At 45.6% G+C, this 26,222-nt stretch carries 25 protein-coding genes; 5 read left to right on the forward strand and 20 right to left on the reverse strand.

Annotated features, from left to right (window positions below):
• The first annotated feature begins 47 nt into the window (after positions 1–47).
• A complete protein-coding gene (locus FFM70_RS04915; protein ID WP_137615738.1) occupies positions 48–698 on the forward strand; it encodes a DUF1361 domain-containing protein in 651 nt (216 codons plus the stop codon).
• A gap of 59 nt (positions 699–757) precedes the next feature.
• Here FFM70_RS04915 and FFM70_RS04920 read toward each other — a convergent pair whose 3' ends face one another.
• From FFM70_RS04920 to FFM70_RS04935, 4 genes are all read right to left on the reverse strand, one after another.
• Positions 758–1,267, reverse strand: a complete 510-nt coding sequence (locus tag FFM70_RS04920; protein ID WP_137615739.1) for a MarR family winged helix-turn-helix transcriptional regulator — start codon at positions 1,265–1,267, stop codon at positions 758–760.
• A gap of 141 nt (positions 1,268–1,408) precedes the next feature.
• Positions 1,409–3,547, reverse strand: coding sequence for a cation:proton antiporter (locus FFM70_RS04925; RefSeq protein ID WP_137615740.1), 2,139 nt, complete (start codon positions 3,545–3,547; stop codon positions 1,409–1,411).
• A gap of 40 nt (positions 3,548–3,587) precedes the next feature.
• Complete coding sequence (gene murB, locus FFM70_RS04930) at positions 3,588–4,490, reverse strand: UDP-N-acetylmuramate dehydrogenase (RefSeq protein ID WP_137615741.1); 903 nt, start codon at positions 4,488–4,490, stop codon at positions 3,588–3,590.
• 746 nt (positions 4,491–5,236) lie between these two features.
• Entirely contained in the window at positions 5,237–6,139 is a 903-nt protein-coding gene (locus FFM70_RS04935; protein ID WP_137615742.1) for a Gfo/Idh/MocA family protein, read from the reverse strand.
• 72 nt (positions 6,140–6,211) lie between these two features.
• Here FFM70_RS04935 and FFM70_RS04940 point away from each other — a divergent pair, with 72 nt between their 5' ends.
• Positions 6,212–6,967, forward strand: a complete 756-nt coding sequence (locus FFM70_RS04940) for an exodeoxyribonuclease III (protein WP_137615743.1) — start codon at positions 6,212–6,214, stop codon at positions 6,965–6,967.
• A 66-nt stretch (positions 6,968–7,033) separates the two neighbouring features.
• Positions 7,034–7,570, forward strand: a complete 537-nt coding sequence (locus FFM70_RS04945) for a 3'-5' exonuclease (RefSeq protein ID WP_137615744.1) — start codon at positions 7,034–7,036, stop codon at positions 7,568–7,570.
• Positions 7,571–7,618: 48 nt separating this feature from the next.
• On the opposite strand, the gene FFM70_RS04950 is transcribed toward FFM70_RS04945, so the two are convergent.
• The 4 genes from FFM70_RS04950 to FFM70_RS04965 form a co-directional block, all read right to left on the reverse strand.
• Entirely contained in the window at positions 7,619–8,134 is a 516-nt protein-coding gene (locus tag FFM70_RS04950) for a GNAT family N-acetyltransferase (RefSeq protein WP_137615745.1), read from the reverse strand.
• A 5-nt stretch (positions 8,135–8,139) separates the two neighbouring features.
• Positions 8,140–8,601, reverse strand: a complete 462-nt coding sequence (tsaE, locus tag FFM70_RS04955) for a tRNA (adenosine(37)-N6)-threonylcarbamoyltransferase complex ATPase subunit type 1 TsaE (RefSeq protein ID WP_137615746.1) — start codon at positions 8,599–8,601, stop codon at positions 8,140–8,142.
• 542 nt (positions 8,602–9,143) lie between these two features.
• Positions 9,144–10,124: a phosphate acetyltransferase gene (gene pta / locus FFM70_RS04960; protein WP_137615747.1), complete on the reverse strand. Its 981-nt coding sequence runs from the start codon at positions 10,122–10,124 to the stop codon at positions 9,144–9,146.
• A gap of 26 nt (positions 10,125–10,150) precedes the next feature.
• Complete coding sequence (locus FFM70_RS04965) at positions 10,151–10,846, reverse strand: uracil-DNA glycosylase (RefSeq protein ID WP_137615748.1); 696 nt, start codon at positions 10,844–10,846, stop codon at positions 10,151–10,153.
• Positions 10,847–10,961: 115 nt separating this feature from the next.
• On the opposite strand from FFM70_RS04965, the gene FFM70_RS04970 reads away from it, so the two are divergent.
• Positions 10,962–11,831 (forward strand): Cof-type HAD-IIB family hydrolase, encoded by an 870-nt coding sequence (locus FFM70_RS04970; protein ID WP_137615749.1) that lies wholly within the window; start codon positions 10,962–10,964, stop codon positions 11,829–11,831.
• A 24-nt stretch (positions 11,832–11,855) separates the two neighbouring features.
• Complete coding sequence (locus FFM70_RS04975; protein ID WP_137615750.1) at positions 11,856–12,419, forward strand: LURP-one-related/scramblase family protein; 564 nt, start codon at positions 11,856–11,858, stop codon at positions 12,417–12,419.
• Between the two features lie 71 nt (positions 12,420–12,490).
• Here FFM70_RS04975 and FFM70_RS04980 read toward each other — a convergent pair whose 3' ends face one another.
• The 12 genes from FFM70_RS04980 to FFM70_RS05035 form a co-directional block, all read right to left on the reverse strand.
• Positions 12,491–12,979: a GNAT family N-acetyltransferase gene (locus FFM70_RS04980; RefSeq protein ID WP_137615751.1), complete on the reverse strand. Its 489-nt coding sequence runs from the start codon at positions 12,977–12,979 to the stop codon at positions 12,491–12,493.
• The gene (locus FFM70_RS04985) at positions 12,980–13,714 is read right to left on the reverse strand and encodes an amino acid ABC transporter ATP-binding protein (RefSeq protein WP_137615752.1); all 735 of its coding nucleotides are present in this window, start codon (positions 13,712–13,714) and stop codon (positions 12,980–12,982) included.
• A gap of 1 nt (position 13,715) precedes the next feature.
• Positions 13,716–15,152, reverse strand: a complete 1,437-nt coding sequence (locus tag FFM70_RS04990; RefSeq protein WP_137615753.1) for an amino acid ABC transporter substrate-binding protein/permease — start codon at positions 15,150–15,152, stop codon at positions 13,716–13,718.
• A 988-nt stretch (positions 15,153–16,140) separates the two neighbouring features.
• Positions 16,141–16,611, reverse strand: coding sequence for an SsrA-binding protein SmpB (gene smpB, locus FFM70_RS04995; protein WP_137615754.1), 471 nt, complete (start codon positions 16,609–16,611; stop codon positions 16,141–16,143).
• Positions 16,612–16,641: 30 nt separating this feature from the next.
• On the reverse strand, positions 16,642–19,065 hold the full coding sequence (gene rnr / locus FFM70_RS05000) for a ribonuclease R (RefSeq protein ID WP_137615755.1): 2,424 nt from the start codon (positions 19,063–19,065) through the stop codon (positions 16,642–16,644).
• Positions 19,066–19,080: 15 nt separating this feature from the next.
• Complete coding sequence (locus FFM70_RS05005) at positions 19,081–19,836, reverse strand: alpha/beta hydrolase (RefSeq protein WP_137615756.1); 756 nt, start codon at positions 19,834–19,836, stop codon at positions 19,081–19,083.
• Positions 19,837–19,884: 48 nt separating this feature from the next.
• Complete coding sequence (gene secG / locus FFM70_RS05010) at positions 19,885–20,121, reverse strand: preprotein translocase subunit SecG (RefSeq protein WP_137615757.1); 237 nt, start codon at positions 20,119–20,121, stop codon at positions 19,885–19,887.
• Positions 20,122–20,220: 99 nt separating this feature from the next.
• Positions 20,221–21,765, reverse strand: a complete 1,545-nt coding sequence (locus tag FFM70_RS05015; protein ID WP_171002306.1) for a ClC family H(+)/Cl(-) exchange transporter — start codon at positions 21,763–21,765, stop codon at positions 20,221–20,223.
• A gap of 9 nt (positions 21,766–21,774) precedes the next feature.
• A complete protein-coding gene (locus FFM70_RS05020) occupies positions 21,775–22,677 on the reverse strand; it encodes a hypothetical protein (RefSeq protein WP_137615759.1) in 903 nt (300 codons plus the stop codon).
• Between the two features lie 144 nt (positions 22,678–22,821).
• Positions 22,822–24,150, reverse strand: coding sequence for a phosphopyruvate hydratase (gene eno, locus FFM70_RS05025; RefSeq protein ID WP_137615760.1), 1,329 nt, complete (start codon positions 24,148–24,150; stop codon positions 22,822–22,824).
• A gap of 78 nt (positions 24,151–24,228) precedes the next feature.
• On the reverse strand, positions 24,229–24,987 hold the full coding sequence (tpiA, locus tag FFM70_RS05030) for a triose-phosphate isomerase (RefSeq protein ID WP_137615761.1): 759 nt from the start codon (positions 24,985–24,987) through the stop codon (positions 24,229–24,231).
• Positions 24,988–25,013: 26 nt separating this feature from the next.
• Complete coding sequence (locus tag FFM70_RS05035) at positions 25,014–26,216, reverse strand: phosphoglycerate kinase (RefSeq protein WP_137615762.1); 1,203 nt, start codon at positions 26,214–26,216, stop codon at positions 25,014–25,016.
• Positions 26,217–26,222 lie beyond the last annotated feature (6 nt).

Here is a 26,222-nt window from a genome sequence, read left to right on the forward strand (position 1 = left end):
ATTGGTTAATATTTCTGTTAAAATAATGGTGAAAGTGTGGTGATCAAATGACTAGTATTCAGCGTTGGCTCGTCCGGTTGGCTTATTGGGGATTTATCGGTTTTGCCGCGTTAACGATTCACGATTCATTTTCGTTTCTCTTGCTCAACACGTTCTTGGCGTATATTCCAATTGAATTAAGTTTTTGGTTAACCAGTCGCCGCTCGCCACTCATCTTCTGGCTGATTGCGCTCATTTGGTTGCTATTTTACCCGAACACGCCATACTTGTTGACCGATTTATTTCACCTAAGCTTGTTAAAACCCTACGCCGTCAATGGCCTTCTAAAATTTGATCTTAGTATGTGGCGTGATTTTGCTTATCTCGTTGCGCCCACTGTTGTCTCAACTATTATCGGAACTTATAGTGTCGATCAGGTTGCCCAGCAATTTCAACAACGCCTGCATCTAACAAAATTACCAGCTGGGCGCACGTTGATCAGTATCGTCTTATTCTTATTTGCCAGTATCGGGGTTTATGTGGGCCGCTTTTTACGGCTACACACGATTTACCTACTCATTACCCCGCAATATATTTTGGAACAACTCGCAGAAATGTGGTCGACTAAAATGTTGGCCTTCGTCTTACTGATGTGGCTGCTGCAACTGATTATCTACGGTGCTTGGCGCGTCACCAGTGTCAACACCAGACAAAAATAGTAAGTCAATGTGCTCAATTGAGCCAACATTGACTTACTATTTTTATGTGCATTTTTAGTTTAAAGGACTTTGGGATCCGTGTAACTAGCATGGGCGCTACGCTTATCGTGTAGCCCACTAAAACCGCTAAAGCCCATTTCAGTGGCTTTCTTTTCCGCATCCGTAATGTAGCGCAACGTATCATTTGCACGCTGTTCACCGTAGACTTGTAACCATTGATGGAAACGCTCATCCGAAGCAGTACTAATCGCTTGTTCAACTTTTAAGCCAGCCGGTGTCAATGATAAGTACTTGATCCGACGATCATTGGTATTGGTCGTTTGGTCAATATACTTCAAATCCAGCAAAACATTGATTTGACGGGCAATTGCACTCCGAGAAACACGTTGGGCATTGGCGATCTTAACCAGCGTCAACGGTTCTTTCGTGGTGGCAATCATCTGCATCACAATGTAAGCTTCAAAAGTAATCTTATATGGTCGTGTTGGCACCGAAACGAAATCGCCAATGTATTTTAAAATATGCATATAAGTTTCAACGAATTGTTCATGAATCTCTGTTTCTGTCATGTTACGTCCCCCCGCTAGGTTTTAAGCGATAAATCCCGTTTTTAAACTCGCAACTAATTGCCAGTTCTAATCGTTCACTATAAATACTATTCTAACCTCATTATAACCGAGAAGGCTTACAATGCAATATAAAATAATTTATTAATCGTCATCAGCTTCAATGTCATTCAGCATCAGTAGATTTTCAGAATAGTTAATAAATTGACGGAGTTTAGAGGCCGTCCTAAGGCTAATTTGACCACTTTCCAGCAAATGCTGAACACCGGCGCGCTCAGCCCCAAGACTCTTGATCCGTAACAGTTGACCTTGGCGTTCATAGTCAGCGCGTGACAAACTATGATCTGCTTTCGCACTCTCGATACGGTTGCGGTAATGAACAATTAGATGATACAAGGCTTGGCGGTCAAATTGCTGTTCATCGACCCCAGTCTGTTTGAGATACTGGGACAACGCCTTAATCGCAGCTTTGGAAGCGACCCGTTGAATCGCTAACTGTTCGGCACGCAGTTTGTCGCTATCCACTGGCGTTAACCAAACGCGTAAGCTCTGCATGCCGCGTGAGATCATGAGGCGTAAGGAGCGTAACGTTGGTAACCCGGGTTTATGGGCCGCCTGGGACAATCGTTGTTCACGGCGATCAATGCGGCGCAAGTAGGCCTGAGCGCCTAACTTCGACGTTTCACCGTCTGCGAGCATCATTTTCACGGCTTGGCGTTCACCTGCTAACGCGACTAAACGTAATTGCATCTCATCCGTCAGCATCGGTTGGAGTTCATCGGCCGTTTGTGAGGCCACTTCGAGCCGTCTGATCTGAAATTGTTGGTCCAAAATCAAATCATAAGCGGCGCGTTGATTTTCCGGTCGGCGGTGCTCTTCAATATTTTGTACAGCTAACTGTAAAATATAGATTCGCGCCTGCTTATACGTAAATTGTTGTGGCAAGGCTTCGGCAGTGGCCTCGTCGTCATCAGGATCATCGCCATCCACAATGACCGCGCCATCTTCATCCAAACTGGACCCCCGCGTCATAAATGGTAACGACTTCGCTGCCATCAACGGCAAGATACCGGCCGCAGAAACCAGACTCACAACGATAACCCCGGCAGCAATAAAGAGCACTAACGCACGTTCGGGGAACGCATCACCATTAGCAATCACGGTTGGAATCGTAAAGACCCCCGCCATGGTAATCGCGCCACGAACGCCAGACAACCCTGACAACGCCGCAATTCGCAAACTCGGCTTCGTTTTCTCGTGATTGCGTAACCACGTCATTAACATATAAATATATGTCCAAGCCACCCGAATCAGTAACAGGATGCCCCACACAATCAAAACATCAAAGACCGCATGTAACGTATTGGTATGGTTGCCTTCAATCGTCGCTTGCGTCGCAACTGGCAATTCAATCCCTAATATTAAGAAGATAATTCCGTTTAATAAATAGACAATAATATTCCAAACTTTTTCGGTCACTAATCGTAATTCGGGCGCATCTTCAGCTTCATGCGACCCTTGCACGTGCGCTAAGACTCCAGCCGCCACGACCGCGACGACCCCGGAAGCATGAAACCATTCTTCAGCGACAAAATAAATCGCAAAAGGCGTCAAAATTTGTAAGACGACATTAAAAACCGTGTCGTTAATCCCTTCACGACGCAACACATCGCGAATCAATTGGATAATCGTAATCAGTGCTAACCCGACAGCCAGACCAACCAAACTGATGTAAAAGAAGTCCCCGACCGCTTTACCGAGGACAAAGCTCCCGGTGACCGCTGCAGCCAACGCGTACTTAAATCCAATCAGTCCGCTGGCATCGTTGATCAGGCTTTCACCACTGACTAAATGCAAGATTTCTTTTGGTAAGTTGACCCCTTCGGAAATCGATTGCACCGCCACTGGATCGGTCGGTGACAAAATGGCCGCCAGCGCAATACTGACTGCTAAAGGAATCGTTGGAATGAGGACATGAATTAAGAAGCCCCCTAAAATGGTGGTGATAAAGACTAGCACGATTGCGTTGGCAAAAATCGCCCCGCGAAGTTCCCACAATTCTTGTTTGGGGAACTGTCTGCCATCGTTGTACAGCATTGGCGCAATGAAGACGAGCATGAACCAGTCCGTTTGCAGCTTAACTTGTACATTTAATAATAAAGCCACCCCTAGACCCAGCCCGACTTGAATCAAACTGACCGGGATTGCGACTAGATAGTGGCTCAACACATTCGACAGCAGCACTAAACATGCCAATAAAATCACTAATTCGATAATCGGCATTAAAGTGTTTGCCCCCTTTGTTTAATCTGAGTTAATAACACTACTTGACATCCGTCCCGATGATCCGAACTTCGGTCTCGAGATGCACACCAAATTTTTCATAGACCACTTTTTGCACATAATGAATCATATCCATATAGTCCGTGGCCGTGGCATGATCGACATTAATAATAAATCCAGCATGCTTTTTGGAAACTTGAGCGCCACCAATTTGATGTCCTTGTAAGCCGGCATCATGAATCAGTTTACCAGTAAAGTACCCAGTTGGTCGCTTGAAAACACTCCCGCATGATGGCCATTCCAAAGGTTGCTTAGCGGCCCGCAAGGTATTGAGTTTATCCATCCGCGCTTGGATTTTAGTTTGGTTCCCTGGCGTTAATTTAAACGTCGCCGTCACCACGGTATCACCATAATCTTGGACCGTACTATGCCGATAGCCAAAATCAAGTTCTGCGTTAGTCAAGGTCTTCAATTGGCCTTCACGCGTGATCACGGTAACTTCTTTGACGACTTCGCTCATTTCGCCACCGTACGCTCCCGCGTTCATAAAGACGGCACCACCAATACTACCGGGGATGCCGGCCGCAAATTCTAAACCGGTCAAACTAGCTTTGCAGGCCACTTTCGTCGTTGCAATCAAGGCCGCACCGGCTTCCGCAACGACTTCCGTTTCACTGGCATGGATCTGCGCCATTTTAGTTAAAATCAGCGTCAAGCCGCGGATACCGCCGTCTTTGACGATTAAATTACTAGCATTGCCGATGACCGTCAACGGCAATTCATTGGCATTGGCAAAGTCAATCAAACTTTTAGTTTCGCTGATGGACTTTGGAAACGCCACGTAATCGGCGGGACCGCCAGTTTTAGTATTCGTATAATGACTCAGTGATTCATCTTTTTTAATTTCAATGGCTGGAAAACTGGCCAACACATCTTGGGTCATGAGTGAAGTTCCTTTCATGTTTCAATGATTTTATTTATATTGTATTGTGTGAGAAGGCCGATTGCCGCTCCGGTTAGGCTGAATGAGGCTGGAACGTGGTGGCCACGGTTGCGAGCCAAAGTGCGGTCTCACAAGCCGGGCTTTCACTAGGCCAGCCAAAAACGCTGACCAAGTGAAATTTCACCACTGAGCCTCATTCAGCCTAACCTGCGCTAATTAACAGGCAAGCCTTGTGACTAAGCGTTAATCTTTTACTAACTGGCTGTTTACTTTTTTTGACGTCTAGTTGATTAATAGTCATCATGACGGCTGATATTGCTTAATAGTTGTATCCACAAATGGACAAGCTGTTACCTTCGCAATCCAACTCGTCCAGCTCAATGAGAAATAGTAACTATAAACTACACGTCTTCTACAACACATGTGGTAGCCTAATATTACGCTACCAAAAACAGCTAGCCGAACGTAAAAGTATCAGCATCATGTATCAGATTCAAGATTCTCTTGAGACTTTCAATCTAAACCTGATTAATAAAATAGACTGAATATTAGCGGAGGTTGCGCCAGATGAGGCTCAGTGGTGAAATTTCACTTAGTCGGGGACTTTCCCGGCTTAGTGAAAGCCCGTTTTATGAGACCGCACTTTGGCTCATAAACGTGGCCACCACGTTCCAGCCTCATCTGGCGCAACCGGAGTGGCAATACAACGGAATCTAACCTAGTCTATTCAATAATGATAGCACTTTTTAATCGCTTAATAAATGACGGCACACCGCATGGCTAGTGATGGCCGAGGTTGGATCAACTGGATTTGGGCCGTGAGTAGCAACCGCCGTCAAGAACGCCCGAATCAATGGTGCAAAGCCCCGCTTCTCTAAGGTTGGCGTCCAATCTGGGAAAGTCGTCGTTTGCGTTCTCGCAGTCTGATAAGTCGTCAAGCTGCTTAAATCACTGACCATCGCCCGCTGACTCGTTGCTTGAACCGTCGACGTCTCCAAATTGACTCCGCCACGCATATTCGTCACAACTTGTAACTGTTCATGGGCGGTTTGCGCGGTAAAGTACCCTTGTTCTAACTTGCCATCCGCACTAGCAACGATTCGACTCGTCGTATTTTCCAGTGGTTCATCCAACAAATATAATCCCGTGTCGACACTGTGGATCATTAAATCAAAGACCGCCGTCGCAACATCTTGATCACTCGTTTCACGAACCTTTTCAGCCATGATCAAGCGCTTGTCAGGAATCGCTTTTAGTTGTTGATTCAATGGTGCGAACCGGCGATTGAATCCGCAAGTCAGTAACAAGTGACGCGCGGCCGCCAAGTCATATAACCCTTGGACTTCTTGCAAGTCCATTGAGACCGGCTTATCGACGTAAACATTAATGTCCGCGAGCAATAATTTTTTAATGATGGCTGCATGCGTCGCGGTCGGGGTATGCACAAATACCGCGGCGGGCTTGGCCGCCATCAGGTCATCTAAAGTCGCATGCGTGTGCGTAAACCCATATTCTGCCGCTAACTGGGCTCTTTTTTCAGGGTTGCGCGTCGTTAAATGAAACTCATACTGATCCTGCATGGCCGCCATCACTGGCAAATAGGCCTTTTGTGCAATATTACCTAAACCGATCACACCAATTTTTATCATGTGGAATCCTCCAATTTAACTCATCGAATGCGGTACAATTAAACTACTAACAAATAGAAAGGCGTTGACATAATGAAATTTATCTCTTGGAACGTCAATGGGCTACGAGCCGCTGTCAAACACGGCTTCGTCGACCGTTTTAATGAACTGGACGCCGATGCGTTCTGCCTGCAAGAAACCAAACTGCAAGCCGGCCAGATTGACCTTGACTTCCCAGGTTACTATCAATATTGGAACTATGCGGAACGCAAGGGTTACTCTGGGACGGCCATTTTCACTAAGCATGATCCGCTAAACGTGACTTATGGCATCGGCGTTCCCGAACACGATACGGAAGGCCGGGTCATCACACTCGAATACGCCGACTACTATCTGATCACCTGTTACACGCCAAATTCCGGCGGTGAACTCAAACGACTCGCTTACCGTCAGACTTGGGAAGAGGCCTTCTTGGCTTATATCAATGGTCTCAACGCCCAGAAGCCAGTGATTTTCTGTGGTGACTTAAACGTGGCGCATGAAAACATCGACTTAAAGAATTGGCAGAGTAACCATCACAGCGCCGGCTTTACCGATGAAGAACGTGGCAAGTTCAACCAATTACTCGCCAGCGGCTACACAGACACCTTCCGCCATTTCTATCCCGACCAAACGGGGATTTATTCGTGGTGGAGCTATCGTGCCCACGCCCGTGAAAACAATTCAGGTTGGCGAATCGATTACTTTATCACGTCTGAAAAGCTCAATGACCGACTCTTGAATGCCAGAATCTTAACGGACGTAACTGGCTCAGACCATTGCCCCGTCGAACTAGATATTCGAGTCTAACACTTGAATTTCACGGCTAATCCAAGTACGATTAGCCCATAATCTTTAGAAATGTAGGTGAATTGGTTGAATTTTGTCGCCATGGACTTTGAAACTGCCAGTGCTAAGCGGGATAGCGCCTGTTCGCTGGCGCTCACCATTGTTCGTAACAATCAAATTGCAGATGAATTTTATACCCTGATCAAACCTGAGACCGACTTTTTCTGGCGCAACGTTCAAATCCACGGTATTCATGCCGCAGACGTGGCGGATGCCCCTAAATTTCCAGCGGTGTGGGAACACATCCAACCATTTTTCCAACGCGACCGCCTCGTGATTGCCCATAATGCGCCGTTTGATACTGGCGTCTTACGCCAAACCCTAGCGCATTATGGCATCAGCGCACCCGAATATCTCTCAATGGATACGGTTAAGACCAGCAAAAAATTCTATCCAGAACTCCCGAATCATAAACTCGATACGATGTGTCGTGCTTTAAATATTGAACTTCAACACCACCATAACGCCTTAGATGATAGCTTGGCTTGTGCCAATATTCTCATCACCGAAGCGGAACAATTTGGGGCGGCCCAACTCAAACCCTTTGTGCGCGTTCAAGGTTAAGCAAAAAGTGGATCAAACAGCTCATTAGTGGCCGTTTGATCCACTTTTTTAAACGTCTAAAATCATATCAATGGCAGCCACTTTTTTGCCCGTGGGATCGACCACATTGTAACTAGCTGGGGTTACCTGTTTAAAACCCAGATGCTGATAAAGCTTCGTCGCCCGCTCATTGCGCGTTTGCACCGTCAAAATCAGTTGACCTAAAGTGCTGAAATCTTGCGCCCAGTGGATCACTTCTTCGACTAGCGCGGTTCCTAAGCCTTGGCCCCAGTATGCTTTCAACACGGCAACCCCGACTTCCCCCTGTTGCTTGATCAAATCATCTGTCGCCTGTACCGTACCAACACCAATCAAGTCTTCACCCAACACCGCCACAAAAATCGTATTCGTAGTCGTGCGGGTAATTTGTTCAATTTGACTGCGTTCGTCCGCTTCACTCAGCTCACCCAAACCATCATCGATCGTAAACGTATTTGACTCAGCTGCTAATTGCATCAGTAAGGTTAATAATTTCGCCGCATCGGAAGCTTCCGCTGGGCGGACATCGACAACTTCTGCTGTCATGGTTGTCACCCCTCTAATTCATCAACCAACTTTTGATAGTGGGTCCCGTTTGGTTCAAATTTAATTGTGCGTGTGTCAACTAACTCATCGGCGCGACTGAGGGCAATGCGTAAATACTCATGTGGCAAAAGGTCGCTAATAAATTCAGACCATTCCACGACACTGACCCCGTCACCGTCAAAATATTCGTCTAAGCCCAAATCTTCAGCGCCGCCGTCTTCCAACCGGTAAACATCCATATGATACAACGGGATACGACCTTGTTGATATTCACGAACCAACGTAAAAGTCGGACTTTTGACATTGTTTTCAATCCCTAAACTTTTGGCAAGTCCTTTAGTAAAGGTGGTCTTGCCAGCACCTAAATCACCATCTAATAAAATTAAGTCACCCGGCTGCACTAATTGGCCAAGTTTAGCACCAAGCTGCATGGTTTGTTCCGGGGACGTGACTGTTACAGTTTTCATATTTTTTTCAAGCCATCCTCCATTCAATTAACATCCAGATTGTCGGGATTGTGCTTGCTTACCCGCCTGCCGGTTGCGTCGGAAAACGCTGGAACGCCATGGACACGACTTGAAGCCTTGCAAAGAACGCAAGTCTACAAGCTCGGTCTTTTACTAGGTTCGGCACAACCCAGCCGGACCAAGTAAAACGACATGGCTGAGCATTTTCCGACGCAACCTCTCGGCTATATCCCCCTCGTCAACAATAAAGCGTGATTACTTTCACTGCTCAAACTAGCCGATAGGGTGGCTCAGGTGATGCTCAGTGGTGAAATTTTACTTAGCTGACGGTGCTTTACCGGCAGGTTAGTAAAAGGCCGGCTTGGAAGACCGCACTTTGGCTTCCAAACGTGCCCACCACGTTCCAGCATCACCTGAGCCAACCGACAGGCGGCAAACAAACGCACAATCTCACAATCTAAATTTCCTTCTATCATATTATAAAAAAAACGCGAGAAACTTCAAAGACCAAGCACTGAAGTTTCCCCCGCTTAACAAACTAATTAGGCTTCTAACCCTTGCGCTGCGGTGATAATCGCAACTTTATACACGTCTTCTTCACTGGCACCCCGTGACAAATCTGAAACGGGTTTATTCAAGCCTTGTAAGATTGGACCGACCGCTTCAAAGTGACCAAAACGTTGGGCGATCTTGTAGCCAATGTTCCCTGATTGTAATTCTGGGAAGACAAAGACATTCGCATGACCGGCAACTTTAGACCCGGGTGCTTTTTGCAACCCCACCTTTTCAACAAAGGCAGCATCAAATTGCATTTCACCATCAATCGCTAAATCTGGTTCAGCGGCCTGAGCTTTCGCTGTGGCTTCTTGCACCTTGGTCACCATATCACCTTTAGCAGAGCCCTTAGTTGAGAAACTCAACATGGCAACTTTAGGATCGATATCAAAGACTTGGGCCGTGTGCGCACTTTGCGTCGCAATCTCAGCTAAGGTGTCGGCATCGGGATCAATGTTGATGGCACAGTCTGCGAAGACGTAACGTTCGTCGCCTTTTTGCATAATGAACGCACCACTGATCCGATGTGAACCCGGCTTCGTTTTAATGATCTGTAAGGCTGGCCGGACCGTATCACCAGTTGGATGAACGGCACCAGAGACCATCCCATCGGCTTTGCCCAAATAAACTAACATTGTCCCAAAGTAGTTCTCATCGGTGAGCATTTTGGCCGCTTGTTCCGGCGTATTCTTGCCCTTGCGACGTTCCACTAACGCGTCCAACATCGCTTGCTTGTCAGCGGCTGGATACGTTGCGGGATCCAAGACTTGAACGCCAGTTAAATCAGCATGTAAGTCTTTAGCAACGGCTTCAACTTTATCAGTTGGCCCAAGGACGATTGGCTTAACTAAGCCATCAGCTGCTAACCGGGCTGCCGCACCAACAATCCGGGGTTCAGTTCCTTCTGGAAACACAATTGTTTGGGCCTTACCGGTAATCTTTTTTGCTAATGATGCAAATAAATCCATGAAATGACCTCCATTAAATAAATGATTTAATTATTTTTAACACTAACTTGTGCAGGCAATTGCCAATTGATGGGCTGTTCACCAAACGAGGCTAACGCAATGTTCGTTTTAGAAAATGGTTTGGAACCAAAGAACCCACGATAAGCAGATAACGGGCTGGGATGCGGTGCTTGTAACACGACATTCTTGTCCGTATCGATCAGTGAAATCTTAGAACGAGCCGCTTTGCCCCATAAAATGAAGACCACCGGCATATCCCGTTCAGACAACCGTTGAATCGCCACATCCGTGAGTCGCTCCCAGCCTTTACCGGCATGCGAAAAGGCGACCCCATTTTGAACCGTCAAAACGGAATTGAGCAATAACACACCCTGCTTCGCCCACGCCTCTAAATAACCGTGATTGACCGGCGTACAGCCAACATCATCTTGCAATTCTTTATAAATATTGACCAACGATGGTGGGACTTGAACCCCCGGCAAGACCGAAAAACTGAGCCCATGCGCTTGACGCGGGCCATGATACGGATCTTGCCCTAAAATAACGACCTTAGTGTCAGCAAACGGCGTCCATTCAAAGGCCTGAAAAATATTATACATATCGGGATGAATATTTTTTGTCCGATATTCGGTTTTCAAAAACTCGTGTAATTGATGGTAATATGGCTTCTCAAATTCTGGTTCGAGAACGTCCCACCAATCAGTATGAATAAACGCTTTCATCCTTAACACCTCTAGCATTATTGTAGCATACTCAAAACCGGTAATGATAATAATTCTGAATTCACTTTCAAACATGGTAGAATGTAACTATTAAGACAACTAAGGATGTGACAACATGATTTCGATTATCGCTTCTGACATGGACGGGACGCTTTTGAATAACGAAATGACTGTTTCCGATTTCAACGCCCAGGCCATTCTCAAAGCCCAGCAGCAAGGGGTCCATTTTATCGTTTCCACCGGTCGCCGCTACTCTGAAGCTCAGCCGTTGATTGCCGCACAAGGCATTACTGCCCCACTCATCACGTTAAACGGGGCCGAAGTATACGATGCTTCCGGCAAAATGCTCGATATGGTCCCAATCACGAAAACGGTCGCGCGGGCCATCTTCCATACCCTATCCTCGCAAGGCTACTATTATGAGGTCGTTGGTAACGACGGCGTTTATTCTAACAGTAAGGCGAAACGGGTTGAACAAATTGCCCATTTATTAACGAATTTAAATCCAGATACTTCTTTCAAAATTGCCGTCTCACTGGCAACTGCCCGCCTAGAACTCATGGACATCAACTATGTCGATAACTATGATGAGTTGTTGGCTGATCCGAAGAACCACGTGATGAAGATCATTACCTTCAGTCAGGAAGGCCCAGCTAAACTCAAACCGTTATCAGACGAATTATTAGGCAAACATTCTTCAATTAAGATTACATCATCATCACGCTCTAATATTGAAATCAACAATATCAATGCCCAAAAAGGCATCGCCGTTGAACGTTATGCCAATATGCTCAACACGCCAATGAGTAATGTCATGGCAATCGGTGATAATAACAACGATGTCTCCATGCTCAAATTAGCTGGTACCAGCTACGCGATGGGCAACGCCACGACAGAAGTAAAGCAACTTGCCAGCCATTTAACAGATACAAATGTGAATGATGGCGTTGGCAAGGCCATCTTGGAAGTGTTAGCTGAACAATAGTTAACCGGGAAATGAGGGTTTGACATGCGTAAATTATATTTCAGTCGCAATAGTTTTGCTAAAGGGGCCCGCATCGTTCGCGATGACCACGGTCAATCCCATTACTTACTCGTCGGTCGTTGGGGCCGGCGTCAAGATGCGCTAAGCCTCTATGCAATTCAAGGCGAACTACTTGCCGAAATAAAGCAGACCTCACTCGGCCTCTTGCCGAAGTTTGATCTGTACTACAATCGTCAAAACGTTGGTTCAATTAGTAAAACACTGGGCTTCTGGCACGAAATGATCTATGTGCGCAAACTGCGCTGGATCATTATGGGCAGCCTCAGTAATGAAAATTATCGGATTTACCATGGTACCGAATTAGTGATGACGATGCGTCCCGTCGTCACGTCGAACGGCGAAGCCTTTGAGTTGGCAATTACCGACGAAACGACGGAACCACTTTGCATTTGCATTGCCGCCATTTTAGATCATTGGCAAAAACCAACCAATCGGGAACGTTCCCAGACCCCACAAGAGGGCTACAATATGACATTCGGTGAAAGTAACTACACGTTGCATCCGCATAATAAGCTACCACAAACTTAGTAGCGTCTTCGACTAGCAAAGAAAAAATCAGCGTTCAGAAATGAGTTAAAAATTTCTGAACGCTGATTTTTTTATTTTTTAAGCTGATAAGCTTGTTCGGTCAACGTGACACCTTGTGGTAGTGGGACTAAATATGGCTCGCCGACCGCCACAAAACCTTGCACTTCATAGAATCTTCGTGCAGCGTGATTGCTCGCAAGTACCGCTAACATCACGGGCATTGGCTCAGTTAAGCGGGCAATCGCTGCCTGAATCAAGCGCTGACCAATCCTCTGATGCTGATAGGCTAGTAAAACGTACAGGGAATAAATTTCCTGACACCCCTGCCATTTGGTCGGTCTAGCCGGACCAAATGTACAGACCCCGACGACTTTTCGGCCGTCAAACGCTAAAACGGTTCGCTGCCACCGCTTTTTAGGCTGCCAAGTCGCTGGTGTCAGTTGTGCCAAATAAACCGCTGGCACTTGACCCACGTATGTTGCTCGCCAAGTGGCTAGATACAACTCAGCGACGGCCTCAAAGTCATCTTGAGCCGTCGCTGGTCGTAAGCTAATTGTCATCTAAACATTAATCACTTTGTTTAAGAAATCTTGTAGTCGAGGACTCTTTGGATGATCAAAGACGTCATCGGGTTTGCCACTTTCTTGAATCAAGCCATCCGCCATGAAAACGACACGATCAGCCACTTCTTTAGCGAAGCCCATTTCATGGGTCACGACGATCATTGTCATCCCACCGGCAGCCAGTTTCTTCATAACATCCAAAACATCACCGACCATTTCAGGGTCCAAAGCTGAAGTTGGTTCATCAAATAACATGATCTTTGGCTTCATAGCTAAGGCTCGCGCAATGGCGACCCGTTGTTGTTGCCCACCAGATAAGGAATTAGGCATCGCATCCGCTTTATCAGCCAAACCAACTGTCTTCAACAGTTCATGTGCCGTTGCATCCGCGGTCTCTTTGGATTCTTTTTTCAATTGGACGGGTGCCAAGGTGATATTTTGCATCACCGTCAAATGTGGGAACAGATTGAAATGCTGGAATACCATCCCAATGTTCTCACGCACTAAGTTGATATTGGTTCCTTTGTCAGATAAATCATAGCCACTGATCACGATTTGCCCCTTGGTTGGCACTTCCAAGTCATTCAAGCAACGTAGAAAAGTACTCTTACCAGATCCAGAAGGTCCAATCATGCAGACAACTTCATTATCTTCGACTTCTAAGTTGAGTCCTTTTAAGACTTCATTGTCCCCATAACTTTTGTGTAAATCTTTAACGATCACTTTAGCCATGCTAATTCATCCTCCTTTGAACCCAATTTGAGAGCCACGTTAATAACGTAATGATAACCAAGTAGATAATCGCAATCATTAACCAAATCTTGAATCCTTCGAAGTTCCGCGCAATGATCAACGTCCCAGTTTGAGTCAATTCAACGATCCCAATAACGGACAAGATTGACGTATCCTTCAAAGTAATAATAAATTGATTAATAAATGATGGAATCATGATACGGATCCCCTGTGGCATGATAACTTTCCGCATCGCGGTCCAGTATGGTAACCCTAATGAACGAGCAGCTTCCATCTGACCATCATCAACGGCTTGGAACCCACCTTTGACGAATGCCCCGGTATACGCCCCTTCATTGAGCATCAAGGTGATCATCCCGGCAATGAACGCTGGAATTTTGAACCCGTGTCCAATCAAGTCGGGGAACCCGATGTAGATGAAGAATGCCAAAACCATTAATGGCATCCCACGGAAAATATAGATAATCGTGCTGGAAATGGCTGGGCCAAGCTTACCAGGCATGACACCCAAGACCCCTAAGATCATTCCCATAATTGTTGCTAAAATAATTGAAATAACCGTTAATTCCAAAGTCATCCACAGCCCACTACCAATGGTGCTGAGGTTTTGCGTGAATAACCCAACAAAAGTTCGGCTGCTGGCCGTTTCACCAGTTAATGATGATTCACTGGAATGTAAATATTTATCAACAATCTTTTTATATTGACCATCAGCCTTGATTGCTTTTAAGCCAGCGTTGAATTTTTTCAGTAATTCGGCATTCTTGCCTTTTTTAACCGCAAAACCATAATCCCCGGCTTCATATTGCTTAGAAACAATCTTCAAAGCGATCCCATTCTTGATCCCGTAGGACATGACTGGGTAATCTTCGAAACAGGCAGCTGAATTACCAACCTTTACATCGTTATACATATTGTTTGAATCATTGAAATACTTAATTTTAAAACCATATTTGCTTTCGATCGACTTGGCATAAGTCGCCCCAGCAGTCCCAGTCTTCAAAGCCACAGTCTTACCTTTTAAGTCTTTGAAGCTCTTGACTGAACTCCCCTTGGCGACGGCCATGACGACCCCCGAAGTATAGTAAGCATCGGAGAAATCAAAAGTCTGCTTTCGTTCAGGGGTGACGTTCATCCCGGCGATGACCCCATCAACTTGATTAGCACTCAACTGCTGAACGGCGGCACCGAAACTGATTGCTTTGAGTTTATACTTGATATTTTCTTTTTTAGCAATTGCATTTAAAATATCAATATCAATTCCTTTATACTTACCACCTTTTGCCTGAAATTCAAACGGGGCAAACGTGGTATCCGTCGCGATGGTGTAAGTCTTGGCTTGAGCAGTTGACGCAAACGCGAACCAGCTACCGAGTGTGGCTAACACCATGACAACAGCAACTTGCCATTTCTTCATGATGGAGACCTCCTAATTCATTCTACCTGAACGGTATGTCATAAAATATAACATAGATTGGGCAATCTCACCAACTCAAAATGTAATAATATTCTAATTTTAATTTAATGATTGCGCTATCATTCATTTTTAACTTAACTTTCTTAATTTAAAAGCCTGATTCATTAAAGAAATTAAGGAATCAGGCTAATTTTTACTATTATTAAGTTTTTCGATTTGAATTTACAAATTGACAAAGCTAACACCACAATTGTAAGTCTATAAACTTGTTTATATTTTAGAGGGCTGGATGACTAGTTCGCGTTAGGAACGTTGTAAATTGTGAACAGTGTTCTCTTCCCGCCTGCCGGTTGGGGCCTAAAACGCTGGAACGCCATGGGCCATTTTAAAGCCAAAAAGCGGTCTTTAAAACTGGCCTTTTCCTAAGTCCGGGTGAATCCACCCGCACTAAGGAAAATATCATGGCTGAGCGTTTTAGGCCCCAACCTCTCGGCTAAATCAGTTACTTGCTACTTTTCATGGGTAACTTTCAAAAATAGACGTGCTAACTTTATTAGGCGCGATTATCTAGCCCCGTGCCATCCTAAGGTTATCGCTGATGCACCAATGTGTTATTTAGGGTACAGGAACACCTGATGCTAAATTTGAATTTGCTGCTATTCAAAATCCGTTGAGCCTCATTTTGACTATGTGCTAGTAAGAAAAGCGCGTCACTCCTCATCTAGATCCACCGAATAGCCGGAGGTTGCCACTGATGGCATCGGTCGTGAAGGTGGCGTTAGAGCGGCGATTTTTTGCCGATCTTACACCACGGACCGGTCGGGACAATTGCGGTTTTGGCAACTGTTCCGGGCGAGGATCAAGACCGCTCCTCAGGCTTGATCCGGTCCCACGACCGCATGCCATCCAGCGGCAACCGGAGGCACAACACAATACAATAAAAAAACAGCGCCCCCACTGACGTTCAGTGAGTTGCGCTGTTCAAATGTTAATAGTGTTTCATGACACGATCAATTTGACGCTGTTGTTCGCGTTTCTTGATATCTTGTCGCTTATCGTATTCACGCTTCCCATGCGCGACCCCAATTAAGACCTTCGCGAAGCCGTGCTTGAGATACATCTTTAACGGAATAATGGTAACCCCTTTAGTAGTGGTTGCCTCCCCGAGCTTCTGAATTTCTTTTTTATGGAGTAATAACTTACGATTACGCAATGGGTCAACGTTAAACCGATTTCCCTCTGCAAAAGGACTGATATGCACGTTCATCATAACGGCTTCACCATTACGAATTTGCACATAACCATCCTTAATATTCACACGCCGGTCACGCACTGACTTGATTTCCGTCCCCGTTAAAGCAATCCCTGCTTCATACGTTTCTTCGACGGCATAATCGTGCCGCGCTTTCCGGTTCTGTGCGAGGGCGCTATCTTGATGCTTACCGTTTTGTTTGGCCATCAGCCTCACACCCCTAACGTCTAGCTAGCCTTAGTGGCGGTTGTTACTACTGTTCGTCGTCCGCCGACCGCTATTGTTGTTGCTACGATTATTATTACTGCTGTGATTACGATTATTATTGCCACGATAACCGCCGCCATTACTGCTACGATTATCATTGCTACTACTGTTCCGATTGCCATTACGGTTATTACTACTGTTGCTATTCCGCTTATAGTTGCCGTTACCACCGCGACGGTTATTCCCACGATAGTTATCGTGATGTTCCCGTTTTGGTAATAAGTCAGTCTTTGGTGCTTCTTCAGGATTCAACAGCTTGAAGTCCACTTCGCGTTGGTCTTTATCGACCCGCATTAATTGAACCTTAACTGGTTGCCCGATTCTGAACGTCCGATGGGTCTTGCGACCAACTAAAGCGAGTTGTTTTTCAACATATTCGTAATAGTCGTCATCCATCACACTGATGTGCACGAGTCCTTCGACCGTGTTTTCCAATTCAACGAACAAGCCAAACTTCATGACCGAGTCAATCACAGCGTCAAACTTCTCGCCCACATGATCAGCCATGTATTCTGCTTTCTTCATTGAATCAACATCACGTTCCGTGTCGATGCCACGACGTTCATTAAGCGAAGTCGTTTCTGCAATGTTTGGTAAATTATCCCGATACTTCGCCCGGGCATCTTCCCCAGTGCCGTTTTCAGCATAATGGCGAATCAAACGATGCACCATCATATCTGGATAACGCCGGATTGGTGACGTGAAGTGAGTGTAGTATGGTGCCGCCAACCCAAAGTGACCTAAGGATTGGTCCGCATACCGCGCTTGCTTCATGCTCCGTAACATCATGACAGAAACCATTGCTTCTTCAGGCTTGCCCGCAACCTTCTTCAAAACGTCTTGCAACATCTTCGGTTTAACGTCTTTCGAAGAACCGGTAACGTTAACGCCAAAAGTCGCGACAAATTCGAAGAAACTGAGCATCCGATCAGCATCAGGCGTTTCATGCACCCGATAAATGAATGGCACCTTGAGCAGACTGTAATGTTTAGCAACCGTTTCATTGGCAGCTAACATGAAACTTTCAATCATCCGTTCAGCTAAACCGCGCACCCGTAATTGAATATCAATTGGGTGACCCGTTTCATCGACGATGATTTTAGCTTCGTTGTCATCAAAATCAATGGCTCCACGATGCCGACGATTCTTATACAGAATCCGATGTAAATCGCCCATCGTATCAAACATGTCCACTAAGTCGGCATACTTTTCACGTGTTTTAGGGTCATGGGCTTCCAAGATTTGGTTGACGCCATCATAAGTCATCCGCGCGTGCGACTTGATCACACTTTGGAAAATCTTATGGTTGATAATATGGCCTTCTTGGTCAATTTCCATTTCGCAACTCATGGCTAACCGTTCAACATCTGGATTTAATGAACAGATCCCATTTGATAAGCGCCGTGGCAACATTGGAATGACCCGGTCTGTCAAATAAACAGACGTCCCACGTTTGAAGGCTTCACGATCCAATTCAGAGTTTTCAGTCACGTAATGGCTGACATCCGCAATATGAACCCCTAAATGGAAATTACCATTTGGTAACCGCCATGCAACGACCGCGTCATCCAAGTCTTTAGATTCTGCACCATCGATCGTGACCAATGGTTGGTCCGTAATATCAACACGGCCCTTTTTATCTTCTTCCGTGACGTAATCTGGAATCCGATTAGCTTCATCCGTGACTTCTTCAGGAAAGACTGATGGCACCTCATGTTGGTAAACGACCTGCAAGACGTCCATCCCAGGATCATCGACACTCCCGATAACTTGTTTCGCAATTCCGACAATTCGGGTTGGATTCTTAGCATCTGGGTAAGCAGACACTTCGGCAATGATAACTTCCCCTTCAGTTGGGTGAATCCCCTGATCCGTAATTAAGAGTTCATATTTAGAAAGTTTCTTTTCTTTAATTTCAACTTTACCGATAAAACCGGCATTTTCCGTGCTAGGCACAAAGGCCCCCACGATTTGGGAATAGTTGCGTTGCGTAATGCTGACAACTTTCCCTTCTGGACCGCGATCTGAGCCTGGACGGGCTGGTCGAATAATTTCGACTTGCACGTCATCACCGGTAAATGCAAACATCGTGTTGTCCGGATTGATATAAATATCAGGCAGATCTGGATCGTAACGGACGAAACCAAAGCCCTTATCGTTACCATGGAAAGAACCATCGACAACTTTAGTGTCTTGAACCAATTTGAATTGGTCATGATCGTCCGTGGTCACTAATTTTTTGCGTTCCATATTGGCAAGTTCTTTAACGAGAAATGTGAACGCCGTTGCACCTGAAAATTGCAGTTCATCACTTAACCGTTCTACACTGTAGCTCCGGTCGGGATGGGCTTGCAAAAAGGTCAGGATTTGTTCTTGTAAGTTAGATTCTGACATTATTTACCTCATTTTTTAATAGATAGTTTTTAAATACGTTAAGACAGCTTGTTCTAAGTCATGATGCGCTTGGTTAACCGTGATGACATGCCCCGCTGAGGCGAACCAGTGAAAATCAACTGGCAACCCTTGTGCAGTGAGTTGATTGCGTAATTGCGTGGCAACGGTCGCATCGATCAACTCATCTTGACCACCCTGACCAATGAAAAATGGTCGTGTTAAGTCGGTCAGATGAGCCTGTACCTGGGTGGCTGTGAATTGTGTGATGGCTTGTAGCTGAGCTTCTGATGCGGGTTTAAGGGCCGCTAATGTCTGTTGCTGTGCCAGTGGTGATAATCCCTGCCGCTCGAATTGACGCGCACACAGTGCCATAAACATCGCCGGAACCTGACTATGCGCACTAGGTAAAATCGGCGAACTGAACACGCCGCCACCTAACAAAGCTGGGTCATTTTCCAAGGCCATCGTCGCAAAAATGCCACCAAGTGACAAGCCAAAGAGACTAATTTTAGTATAGCCTTTTTGGCGTACAAATGAAATTGCCTGTTGGGTATCTTGCCACCATTGCTCCGGTGAACCCTGACGAATGACATCACGCAGATCTCCCGTCGCATGGCCGCTAAATTGTGGCGCATAAATCGTATAGTTCTCACGTTCCAACGCACGCGCCAACAGCCGGACATCATTCGCACTGCCTGAATAAGCGTGTAACAAAATAACGGCTTGCTCGCTGTGTTCAAAGAAAAACGGTTCGGGGCGTTTTAACACAATTACACCTTCTTAAAAAAAATCCTCCTGAAATCACAGGAGGACAGTCGCTTACTTCGATGAGTACCATGCTAACGCGAGGGCTGCAACAAAGAAAATAATTCCTAGTACAACAGTCACTTTTTGCATGAAGGCTTCAAAACCACGTGGCTTTTGCTTGGCGAACAAATCGTCAGCACCACCGGTTAATGAAGACATGGCATCATTTGTCTTAGATGGTTGCATCATCACCGCGATAATAATCAACACGGAAACGACCAATATTAACGTCATCAGTATATTATACAATAAAAGTGCCTCCTAAAGAGTCCGCTATGTCTATAACAATTTAACATATTTAGCGTCATTTTTCCAGTATCGGACGCAATTAGTTGCATTCTAAAGTGGTCAGGTCGGACTCACATTCAATTTGTCAATTTGATGGCGAACCCAGGCACGATTGCTGCGATCTGTTAAGATAATCAGCGTATCGCCAGCCCGCATCAATGTATCACCGTGTGGAATCACTTGCCGCTCGCCACGACGAATCGCAATCAATAAGGACTCCTTGGGCCATTTGAAATCACGAACTTGGTGGCCTTCGAAGGCGGCCCCTTCAAAAATTGGAATCTCCAACCGATCTTGAACCCCGCTATGCTCTGGTAATTTGGGCTGCGTTAATTTCTCGAGTAAGGCTTCGTAAATCGGCGCGCCACCCAGTAGATCAACCACCAAATAAGCGGTCATCGACACAACGGCCAGCGGCATCAAATGGTGCAACGTCCCGACCATCTCTGTAATCAATAAGATGGCCGTAAACGGCGCTTTCCCGATGCCAGCGAAGTACCCCGCCATCGCAAAAATAATGAAGTTCGGTACAAAGCTGGCAGGCATCCAGCCCAGTGCAACCATCGATTGGGCATAGATGGCACCCAAAATTGCACCCAGTGAAAGGATCGGTAAAAAGATCCCCCCAGGTAATCCTGAACCATACGATAAAGTCGAGAAAACAAACCGTAAGATAAAAATTCCAATCAGTGGCAATAAAGCCGGCGTAATCGCCGCAATATTTAGAATGACGGCATTGCCGCCCCCCAATAGTTTAGGCCATAACAGTCCAATCGGAATCACCAACAAGAATGGCACGACGCCATCTAACCAACTCGGCAAGCGTAATTTCGTATACCAACTTGGCATTGCCAGCGTCACGTTTTGATAGAGATAACCGAACACGCCCAAAAAAACACCGAGACCAATTAAGTTGCCATATTGACTCAACGGTAAATTCGTCCCATATGGAATATGTAGCACCGGTACCAAGCCGAAAAAGTTAAGTGACACAAAGTTACTGGCAATGGCACTGGCTAAGGCCGTGGTCCAAATTATCGGTGAAAAGTTGTGATACACTTCTTCCAGCACAAATAAAGTACTCGCAATTGGCGCGTTAAAGGCCGCCGATAATCCAGCGGCCGCGCCACCAGCAATCAAAGAACGCCGGTCAGCGCCGGTTTGATGCGTTTTTTCTGCAAAGCCTTGACCGATCGTGGCCCCCAACTGAATGGAGGGCCCTTCGCGACCTAAAAACAGGCCCGAACCAATGCCTAAAATCCCCCCAACAAACTTGCGCCACAGTACTGGCCACCAGGCATAATTCAGTTCACCTGCAAGTTGACCTTCAACTTGTGGAATCCCAGATCCTTTAATGTCTGGGATTTTTTTGACTAATAAACCGACAAAAACTGCGACGGCTAAGCTGACAATCAGCCATGGCACAATATACCACGGCGTTTGTAAGATTTGACCATAGACCCATTGGACCAATTTCAAGCCTTTTTCAATACAGAAGCGAAAAATGCTGACGACCACGCCCGCTAATAGCCCAACTAACAATCCCCGCCCAATCGCGCCGAAACGTGTGAAATCAAAATGACGCTGTTTTGGTTGATGTTGGATTTTCACTGCTTAACCCTCACTTTCGGTCTTGACCAATTGTTGTACTCGTTGTGTTAACGCGGTAAATGTGACTTGTTTTGCCCCCATCAATGCTTGAATACGCGCAGGCCCATCCGGACGCCACAACAACCCAATTAAGACGTCAACCGCTAAATCTGGTGACTTGAAGGTCGTTTGGAAGCCGGACAATAAGTCAGCATCACCTGCAAACGCTTCGCTGACAAGCGTGGCTAAATCAACTTGCCGCGGCCCCTGAACGGCTGCTTGAAAATGCTGAAAACCAACCTGTCCAGCCGTAACGACAATATTTTCACCAGTCAATCGCCCATGCACATAATCGGTCATTGACACAGGATGCGCAGCTAAGTAACTTTCACGCTCAGCAACAAAACTCGATCCCAACTGTGTCCAATTGGCTTGATTAGCTAAGGTTGCCGCATCAACTTGGTTAAACCCGGCAACTTCACTATTGAGCTGCCGCACAGCTGTGCCAAGTTGCCGACCTAATGTTGATTTAGCTAAGGGTTCTGCAGTCTTCACAAACTCAGTTAACGACGTCCCAACTAATGGCCGGTAAATCACATAATAAAATTGCTCACTGTCAAAAATAAACCCAGCATGTAGGAGCGTTGCGGCTGCAACTTTCAGGCGCGCCAATCGTCTCAAACTAAAGCGTTCCGTTTGATAACGATCCCGCGTGTCGCTAGCAACTGTGACCGGTGGGAAAATGGCAATCTGCGTTGGACCAACGGTAAAGACTGCCGCAAAAGGATCAGCAACCGCTTCAGGTGTTTTAAATGGTTCATTCTCGCTGCGATAAATTTGTTGAATTAATGGTTCAAAGACGACTGGGCTCAGCATCACAGCTTGCCAGTCTGCCCATTTTCTAAGTTCAGTTTTAAAATAATCCATACGTTTCCATGACCCCTTTAAAAGACTCGTGTTCTTATTTTACCACGAGAAGCCCATCACAAACGCAATAAACCCATGGTAACGTGTGATTGCATACAAAAAGAGCCGCTCAAATGAGCGACCCTTTTTAGAAAAGCTTACCAATTACTTGTTAGCAATGGCGTTACGAGCGTCTTCGCTTAAGTTGTAGAAACCAGCAAGACCCTTGTATTCTGAAGTGCTTTCAAGTTGGTCTTCGATCCGCATTAATTGATTGTATTTAGCAATCCGTTCAGTACGGCTCATTGAACCAGTCTTGATTTGGCCAGCGTTCATTGCGACAACTAAGTCAGCAATGGTCGTGTCTTCAGTTTCACCAGAACGGTGAGAAACGATGGCAGTGTAGCCAGCTTGCTTAGCCATTTCGATAGCTTCAACAGTTTCAGTCAAAGTACCAATTTGGTTAACCTTGATTAAGATAGCGTTGGCAACGCCCATCTTGATCCCCTTAGCAAGGTAGTCAGTGTTAGTAACGAACAAGTCATCACCAACGATTTGAACCTTCTTGCCAAGCTTTTCAGTAGCCATTTGCCAGTCTTCCCAGTTGTTTTCATCCAAAGGATCTTCGATGGAAATGATTGGGTACTTGTCAACGATGCTGTCAAGTAAGTCAACGAATTCTTCGGCAGTAAATGATTTCCCATTTTCGCCTTCACCCTTTAAGTCGTACTTGCCAGTTTCTTCGTTGTAGAATTCAGAAGCAGCACAGTCGAAGGCAATTGAGATATCCTTGCCTGGCTTGTAGCCGGCACGTTCGATAGCTTCAATTAAGATTTCGAATGGTTCTTCGTTGTTCTTCAAGTCAGGTGCGAAACCACCTTCATCACCAACGGCAGTTGAGTAACCGCGTTCGTTCAAGATAGCTTTCAAGTTATGGAAAGTTTCTGAACCCATGCGGACAGCTTCTTTAACTGAAGAAGCACCAACAGGCATGATCATGAATTCTTGGAAGTCAACGTCGTTGTTAGCATGTGCCCCACCGTTGATAACGTTCATCATAGGTGCAGGTAAGACATGCGCGTTGAATCCGCCAAGGTAGTTGTATAAAGGCATTTCAAGTTCGTCAGCAGCAGCACGTGCAGCGGCAATAGAAACACCCAAGATAGCGTTAGCACCTAACTTAGCTTTGTTAGGAGTACCGTCTAATTTGATCATAGCTTGGTCAATGGCACGTTGGTCAGTAACATCGTAGCCAACGATTTCTTTGGCGATTAACTTGTTAACATTGTCAACGGCCTTAGTAACACCTTTGCCCATGAAACGGCTCTTGTCGCCATCACGTAATTCAACGGCTTCATGTTCACCAGTTGAAGCACCTGAAGGAACGATACCGCGACCAAATGCGCCGCTTTCAGTATATAATTCAACTTCGACAGTTGGGTTGCCACGTGAGTCTAAGACTTCGCGAGCATAAATATCTGTAATAATAGACATTAAATTCTCTCCTTAATTTTGCTTGTAATTGGTTCACAACCTATTGTAAGAGGTTGTGTGACAACTTGCAATAATGAATTAGTTATTTTGGTAGTTCACTAATTCCAAGAATGAGTCTGGTTGCATTGAAGCACCACCGACTAAACCACCGTCGATGTCAGCTTTGCTCATCAAGTCAACAACGTTGGCAGGTTTAACACTACCACCGTATTGGATGCGAACTTTGTCAGCAACTGTTTGTGAATAAAGATCAGCAACCGTCTTACGAATAACGGCACAGATTTCTTCAGCTTGGTCACTTGAAGCAGTCTTACCAGTACCAATAGCCCAGATTGGTTCATAAGCAAGAACTAATGAACTAACTTGGTCAGCAGATAAGCCCTTCAAAGCAGCCTTGATTTGACCTGAAACCCATGATTCAGCTTCGCCGGCTTCACGTTGTTCCAAACTTTCGCCACAGCAAATGATTGGTAACATGTTGTTCTTGAAGATAGCATGAGCTTTCTTGTTGATATCTTCATCAGTTTCGTGGAAATAGCCACGACGTTCTGAATGACCGATGATGACATAGTCAACGCCCAAGTCTGCTAAAGCAGCTGGTGAAGTTTCACCAGTAAATGCCCCAGCATCTTCAAAGTAAGCATTTTCAGCAGCAATCTTTAAATCAGAACCCTTAGCAGCTTCGACCATTTCTTGTAAGAAAAGGGCAGGAGCAGCAACGACTGATTCAACTTTGTTAGGATCTGGTAATTGATCCTTAACAGCGTTAACGAAAGCTAAAGCTTCGCTAGCGGTTTTGTTCATTTTCCAGTTACCGGCAATAATAGGTGTACGCACGATAGACCTTCCTTTCGGAGAACAGATTATTTATCAGAAATAGCAGCAATACCAGGTAAAGTCTTACCTTCAAGGTATTCGAGTGAAGCGCCACCACCAGTTGAGATATGGGTTAACTTATCGCCAACGCCAAGTTGCTTAACTGCGGCAGTTGAGTCACCACCACCAACGATAGTCGTTGCATCTGATAAGGTCCCTAAGAACTTACCAACTTCAAGCGTACCCTTGGCGTAGTTGCTCATTTCGAAGACACCCATTGGTCCGTTCCAAACAACGGTTTTAGCGTCGCGTAAAACGTCTTCGAATTCTTCGATTGACTTAGGACCGATATCCAAGGCCATGTAGCCATCAGGAATTGACCCGTCAACAACCTTGCTAGGAACATCGTTGTCAAACTTTTCAGCAACAACAGAGTCACTAGGTAAGACCAACTTGTCGCCAGCCTTTTCGATGATTGACTTAGCTAAGTCGATCTTGTCTTTTTCAACAAGTGAGTTACCAATACCCATGCCTTTAGCAGCATAGAAAGTATAAGTCATCCCACCACCGATAATGATCTTATCAGCTTTGTCGATTAAGTGATCGATAACACCGATCTTGTCAGAAACCTTAGCACCACCCAAGATAGCAACGAATGGGTGCTTTGGATTATCAACAGCGTTACCTAAGAACTTGATTTCCTTTTCCATTAAGAAACCAGCGGCAACCTTGTCCATGTTTGAAGCAATCCCAACGTTTGAAGCATGTTGACGGTGAGCAGTCCCAAAGGCATCGTTAACATAAACGTCGCCAAGTGAAGCCCAGTACTTGCCTAATTCAGGATCGTTACCTGATTCGCGCTTAACTTGTTCGCCGTTAACAACATCTTCGAAACGAGTGTTTTCAACAACTAAGACGTCACCGTCATTCATATTGTTGATAGCAGTTTCAAGTTGTTCGCCTTCAGTAACAGGAACGAAGGTAACAGGTTGGTTCAACAAGTTTGAAAGACGTTCAGCAACTGGACGTAAGCTCAAGCCCTTCTTGTCATCTTCGCTCTTGATCCGACCTAAATGTGAGAACAAGATGGCTTTACCATTATGTTCACTAACATATTTGATCGTTGGTAAGGCAGCGACGATACGGTTATCGTCACCGATCTTGCCGTCTTTAATAGGAACATTAAAGTCGACACGAATTAAAACTTTTTTATCTTTAACATCTAAATCTGAAACAATTAATTTAGCCAATGTTAA

The sequence above is a fragment of the Lactiplantibacillus nangangensis genome, from assembly GCF_005405065.1.
Taxonomy (GTDB): domain Bacteria; phylum Bacillota; class Bacilli; order Lactobacillales; family Lactobacillaceae; genus Lactiplantibacillus; species Lactiplantibacillus nangangensis.

Excerpts from the sequence above, each read along its gene's own strand:
- FFM70_RS04915 (WP_137615738.1), top strand. The coding sequence starts at position 48 with ATGACTAGTATTCAGCGTTGGCTCGTCCGGTTGGCTTATTGGGGATTT.
- FFM70_RS04920 (WP_137615739.1), bottom strand. The coding sequence starts at position 1,267 with ATGACAGAAACAGAGATTCATGAACAATTCGTTGAAACTTATATGCAT.
- FFM70_RS04925 (WP_137615740.1), bottom strand. The coding sequence starts at position 3,547 with ATGCCGATTATCGAATTAGTGATTTTATTGGCATGTTTAGTGCTGCTG.
- murB (WP_137615741.1), bottom strand. The coding sequence starts at position 4,490 with ATGACCCAAGATGTGTTGGCCAGTTTTCCAGCCATTGAAATTAAAAAA.
- FFM70_RS04935 (WP_137615742.1), bottom strand. The coding sequence starts at position 6,139 with ATGATAAAAATTGGTGTGATCGGTTTAGGTAATATTGCACAAAAGGCC.
- FFM70_RS04940 (WP_137615743.1), top strand. The coding sequence starts at position 6,212 with ATGAAATTTATCTCTTGGAACGTCAATGGGCTACGAGCCGCTGTCAAA.
- FFM70_RS04950 (WP_137615745.1), bottom strand. The coding sequence starts at position 8,134 with ATGACAGCAGAAGTTGTCGATGTCCGCCCAGCGGAAGCTTCCGATGCG.
- tsaE (WP_137615746.1), bottom strand. The coding sequence starts at position 8,601 with ATGAAAACTGTAACAGTCACGTCCCCGGAACAAACCATGCAGCTTGGT.
- pta (WP_137615747.1), bottom strand. The coding sequence starts at position 10,124 with ATGGATTTATTTGCATCATTAGCAAAAAAGATTACCGGTAAGGCCCAA.
- FFM70_RS04965 (WP_137615748.1), bottom strand. The coding sequence starts at position 10,846 with ATGAAAGCGTTTATTCATACTGATTGGTGGGACGTTCTCGAACCAGAA.
- FFM70_RS04970 (WP_137615749.1), top strand. The coding sequence starts at position 10,962 with ATGATTTCGATTATCGCTTCTGACATGGACGGGACGCTTTTGAATAAC.
- FFM70_RS04975 (WP_137615750.1), top strand. The coding sequence starts at position 11,856 with ATGCGTAAATTATATTTCAGTCGCAATAGTTTTGCTAAAGGGGCCCGC.
- FFM70_RS04980 (WP_137615751.1), bottom strand. The coding sequence starts at position 12,979 with ATGACAATTAGCTTACGACCAGCGACGGCTCAAGATGACTTTGAGGCC.
- FFM70_RS04985 (WP_137615752.1), bottom strand. The coding sequence starts at position 13,714 with ATGGCTAAAGTGATCGTTAAAGATTTACACAAAAGTTATGGGGACAAT.
- FFM70_RS04990 (WP_137615753.1), bottom strand. The coding sequence starts at position 15,152 with ATGAAGAAATGGCAAGTTGCTGTTGTCATGGTGTTAGCCACACTCGGT.
- smpB (WP_137615754.1), bottom strand. The coding sequence starts at position 16,611 with ATGGCCAAACAAAACGGTAAGCATCAAGATAGCGCCCTCGCACAGAAC.
- rnr (WP_137615755.1), bottom strand. The coding sequence starts at position 19,065 with ATGTCAGAATCTAACTTACAAGAACAAATCCTGACCTTTTTGCAAGCC.
- FFM70_RS05020 (WP_137615759.1), bottom strand. The coding sequence starts at position 22,677 with ATGGATTATTTTAAAACTGAACTTAGAAAATGGGCAGACTGGCAAGCT.
- eno (WP_137615760.1), bottom strand. The coding sequence starts at position 24,150 with ATGTCTATTATTACAGATATTTATGCTCGCGAAGTCTTAGACTCACGT.